The 4,373-nt window shown below is 71.6% G+C and carries 5 protein-coding genes; 2 read left to right on the forward strand and 3 right to left on the reverse strand.

The window, feature by feature from the left end:
- Positions 1-4: 4 nt before the first annotated feature.
- Positions 5-562: a YbaK/EbsC family protein gene (locus tag ACWGI8_RS40360; protein ID WP_453668426.1), complete on the reverse strand. Its 558-nt coding sequence runs from the start codon at positions 560-562 to the stop codon at positions 5-7.
- Between the two features lie 43 nt (positions 563-605).
- The gene (locus tag ACWGI8_RS40365) at positions 606-1,178 is read right to left on the reverse strand and encodes a helix-turn-helix domain-containing protein (RefSeq protein ID WP_453668427.1); all 573 of its coding nucleotides are present in this window, start codon (positions 1,176-1,178) and stop codon (positions 606-608) included.
- A 92-nt stretch (positions 1,179-1,270) separates the two neighbouring features.
- Between ACWGI8_RS40365 and ACWGI8_RS40370 the strand changes: the two genes are divergently transcribed.
- Complete coding sequence (locus ACWGI8_RS40370; RefSeq protein ID WP_453668430.1) at positions 1,271-2,137, forward strand: EamA family transporter; 867 nt, start codon at positions 1,271-1,273, stop codon at positions 2,135-2,137.
- Between the two features lie 70 nt (positions 2,138-2,207).
- Here ACWGI8_RS40370 and ACWGI8_RS40375 read toward each other — a convergent pair whose 3' ends face one another.
- Positions 2,208-2,945: an acyltransferase gene (locus ACWGI8_RS40375; protein ID WP_453668428.1), complete on the reverse strand. Its 738-nt coding sequence runs from the start codon at positions 2,943-2,945 to the stop codon at positions 2,208-2,210.
- 126 nt (positions 2,946-3,071) lie between these two features.
- Here ACWGI8_RS40375 and ACWGI8_RS40380 point away from each other — a divergent pair, with 126 nt between their 5' ends.
- Positions 3,072-4,295, forward strand: a complete 1,224-nt coding sequence (locus ACWGI8_RS40380) for an FUSC family protein (RefSeq protein WP_453668429.1) — start codon at positions 3,072-3,074, stop codon at positions 4,293-4,295.
- The last annotated feature ends 78 nt before the right edge of the window (positions 4,296-4,373 follow it).

A 4,373-nucleotide genomic window follows, 5' to 3' on the forward strand; every position in this document is an offset into this window, starting at 1 on the left:
GGCCCTAGGCGACGCCGAGGCCCTCCAGGATCACCGCCCCCGGCAGGCCGGCGAAGACCTTTCCGGGCACGATCAGCTTGCCGCGGCGCCGCCCGCTGCCGATCAGGACCCATTCGGTGTCGACGACGGCCGCGTCGACGAGCAGCGGCCAGCCGGCCGGCAGTCCGATCGGCGTGATGCCGCCGTACTCCATGCCGGTCTCGCCGGTGGCGGTGTCCATGGAGGCGAACGACGCCTTGCGGGCGCCGAGTTGCTTCCGTACGACGCCGTTGACGTCGACACGGGTCTTGGACAGGACGACGCACGCGGCGAGGGTCGCCTCGCCGCCGCGCTTGCCGGCCACGACGACGCAGTTCGCGGACGTGTCCAGGAGGTCGGCGCCGTGGTGCTCGACGAAGACCGCCGTGTCGGCGATCCGCGGGTCGGTGTCGACGTAGAGCAGTCGCTCGGCCGGGACGTCTCCGCTCCAGCCGCGCACCGCCTCGGCGACGGGCGACGTGAGTTCGTCGAGGCAGTCCGGGGCGGGCCGGGCGTTGTCGAAGTCTCCGATGGGTGCGCGCATACCCGTCACGCTAACAGCCGTCGGGCGCGCCCGATTGGGCGTCTCAGCGTGCGGGCGGAACGGACACGGCCATGGTCATCTCGACCTTCTCCGTGCCGTTGTTGCGGTAGGTGTGCGGGGCGTTCGCCTCGAAGGTCGCCGACGCGCCGGCGGGGACGCGGTGGGACTCCCCCTCGATGACGAGAGTGAGCTCGCCCGCGGTGACATGCAGAAGCTCCACGGTGCCGTCGGGGTGCGGGTCCGAGGCGCTCTCCTCGCCCGGCATCAGCGTCCAGGCCCACAGTTCGAGGGGGCCACGGGCCTCGGTTCCGACGAGCAGCGTGGTGGAGCTGCCGCCCGGGGTGGACCACATGCGGACGGCCTGCTCCTGCGGTACGAGCCGGACCTGCGGGCCCTGCTCGTAGTCGAGGAGCGTGGTGATGCTGACGCCCAGGGCGTCGGCGAGCTTCACCGTCGTACCGACGCTCGGATTGGTGCGCGCCTGCTCGATCTGGATGATCATGCCGCGGCTGACCCCGGAGCGGGCGGCGAGTGCGTCGAGCGTGAAGCCCCGTTCGCCGCGCCAGCGCTTGAGGTTACGGGCGAGCGACTGCGTGAGCTGGTCGAGGTCCGACACGTTCCGTCCAATATTATGAATGACAGAGTTCAATAGAATGCACTACGGTGTGGTGCACCCGATCGTTCACCGAACTGTACTGCGAGGCATCCATGACGGCACTGTTCGCCCTGGCCACGAGCCTCCTCTGGGGCCTGGCCGACTTCGGCGGCGGGCTGCTCACACGACGTGTGCCCGCGCTGACCGTGGTCGTGGTGTCGCAGACGATCGCGGTGGTCGTGCTCGGCGCGATCGTGGTCGCGACGGGAGGCTGGAGCGAAGCCGGTCCCCAGCTCTGGTACGCGGTGGCTGCCGGTGTCGTCGGCCCGGTCGCGATGCTGAGCTTCTACAAGGCGCTGGCACTCGGCCCGATGGGGGTCGTCTCCCCGCTCGGCTCGCTGGGGGTCGTCGTACCGGTCTCGGTGGGGCTGCTCATTGGGGACCGGCCGGGGCTGCTGCAGTTCGCGGGCATCGCGGTGGCGGTGGTCGGCGTACTGCTCGCGGGCGGGCCCGAGCTGCGCGGGGCGCCCGTCCAGCGGCAGGCGATCCTGCTGACGCTGCTTGCGGCATTCGGCTTCGGTTCTGTGATGGCGCTGATCGCCGAGGCGTCGACCACCATCACCGGTCTGTTCCTGGCACTGCTCGTGCAGCGCGTCACCAATGTGGCGGTGGGCGGCGCAGCCCTGTACGTCTCGGTGAAACGGGGTGCGCGGGCGCTGCCGGAGGACGGCGGGCTGCGGGTCGTCCGCGATGCGCTGCCGGCCCTCGCCTTTGTGGGCCTGGCGGACGTCGCCGCCAACGGCACGTACTCGATCGCCGCACAGCAGGGCCCGGTGACGGTCGCGGCGGTGCTCGCCTCGCTCTATCCGGTGGTCACCGCGCTGGCCGCGCGCGGTGTGCTCAAGGAGCGGCTGCGCGCCGTACAGGCGGCGGGTGCCGGGCTCGCACTCGTCGGCACGGTGCTGCTGGCCACCGGATAGGGCATGGATCTCGATCCCGAACTCGATCTCGTTGTCCGCCGGACTCCGCCTGACTCAGGCCACGGGCCGGTCAGCCCTCCTCGAGCTCCGCGAGCGCGAGGAGTTGCTCGGGGGTGACGCCGTCGGGGATCGGCACCGGCGCGGGCGTCCGCAGCGGCGGCTGCCAGCCCTTCTCCGGGTCCCAGCTCCGTACGACCCTGGCGGGCGCACCGGCGACCACCGCGTGGTCCGGCACCTCGCCCCGTACGACAGCGCCGGCCGCGACCACCACGTTGCGGCCGAGCCGCGCGCCGGGGAGGACCACCGCGCCCGTGCCCAGCCAGCAGCCGGGGCCGATCTCCACGGGCTCGGCCCGGGGCCACTGCTTGCCGACCGGCGTGTGCGGGTCGTCGTAGCTGTGGTTGGTCGAGGTGATGTAGACGTACGGGCCGCAGTACGTGTCCGACCCGATCGTCACCGTCGTGTCCGCGATGACATGGCTGCCGCGGCCGAGCACCACGCCGTTGCCGAGCGTCAGGATGGGGTCGGGCCCGAGGTCGAGATCCGGCATCATGCCGGCCGTCAGCGTGACCTGCTCGCCGATGATGCAGTGGTCACCGAGCTCGATCCACGCCTCGCCGAACACGGTTCCCTGCGGGAACGCGAGCCGCGTCCCGGTGCCGAGACTGCGGAAGCGCAGCCGCCCCGGCTGCTCCGCCGTGACCGCGCCCGCGTCCTGCACCCAGCGCCAGCCGCGGTGCACGGCACGGGCGAGAACACGGCGTCGCCAGGCGGTCAGGGAGGAGAACGTGTTTCTGTTCTTCGGCACCCGGACACGGTAGTCGGCGCGGACCGGGCCGGTCAGAGCGGCGAACTGTGATCTTCACCCCACGACCGGGGGTGAGTCCGGGGACCGGGGTGTCTCACGGGCGCCACCGGCGGGGATGGGAAGAGAGTGCCCGAAGCCACCGAACCACTGCGCGACTTCGTGCGGCGACACAGGGAACCGGCCGTCGTCCAGACGGTGCGCTCCACCGCGGCCGCCGTCATCTCGTACGTCGTCGCCCTTCAGCTGAGCAGCGAACCCGCGCCGCTGACCGCGCCGCTCACCGCGCTGCTCGTCGTGCAGGTCACGCTGTACTCGACACTCACCACCGGCATCCGCCGGGTGAACTCGGTGGTGGCGGGCGTACTGATCGCGATCGGCTTCAGCGCTCTGGTGGGGCTGAGCTGGTGGAGCCTCGGGCTGGTGATCCTGGCGTCGCTGGTGATCGGCCGGTTCGTGAAGGTGGGCGAGTTCGTGCCCGAGGTGGCCATCAGCGCCATGCTCGTGCTCGGCGTCACCCAGGTGACGGCGACGGCCTGGGACCGGGTGCTGGAGACCCTGATCGGCGCCGTCGTAGGACTGCTGTTCAATGTGCTCTTCGTGCCGCCCGTATGGGTGAACGACGCCAGCGAGGCGATCACGGACCTCGCCGCCCGGATGGTGCGGCTGCTGTCGAGCCTCGCCGACGCGCTCGCCGACCACACGCCGGTGGCGCAGGCCGCGGCCAGGCTGCACGAGGCCCGCCGGCTCGACCACGAGATCGTGCAGGTCGACGCGGCCCTGCGCCAGGCGGAGGACAGTCTGCGGCTCAATCCCCGGGTCAAGGAGCCGCTGCTTTCGCGGCTCGTGCTGCGCACGGGACTGGATGCGCTGGAGATCTGCGCGGTGATCCTGCGCGTGTCCTGCCGGACGCTCACCGACCTGGCCAAGACCCGGCCGGCCGGCACGCTCTTCCCGCCGCATGTGACCCCGGCGCTGCAGGAACTGTTCGGCCATCTGTCGGCCGCGATCGAGTCCTTCGCCGAGCTGATCACCTCACAGGTCTCGGAGAACGCCGAGGAGGCGGAATCACGCCTCGCCGAGGAACTCGCCGCGGGCCGTGAGTCCCGCGCCCGGGTGGCCGGGCTCCTGCTCGACGGCGTCCGCGAGGACCACGAGCACTGGCAGCTCCATGGGGCACTGCTCGCGGAGGCGGACCGGATCCTGGACGAGCTGGACGTCGAGAAACGCTCGGAGCGGCTGATCGAGGAGCTGGACCGGCACTCCAGCCGACCGCCGGCCGGCCGCCAGTGGCTCGACGACGTGAAGCGCCGGGTGCGCCACAGTGTGCGGCGCGGCGGCGCGGAAGGCTGAGGAGGACTCCCCGGGACTTCCCGCGGACATCCCGGACATCCCGGGGCCTCGCGGGGGACATCGCGGGGCCATCACAGC

The sequence above is a fragment of the Streptomyces sp. NPDC054841 genome (genome assembly GCF_053611045.1).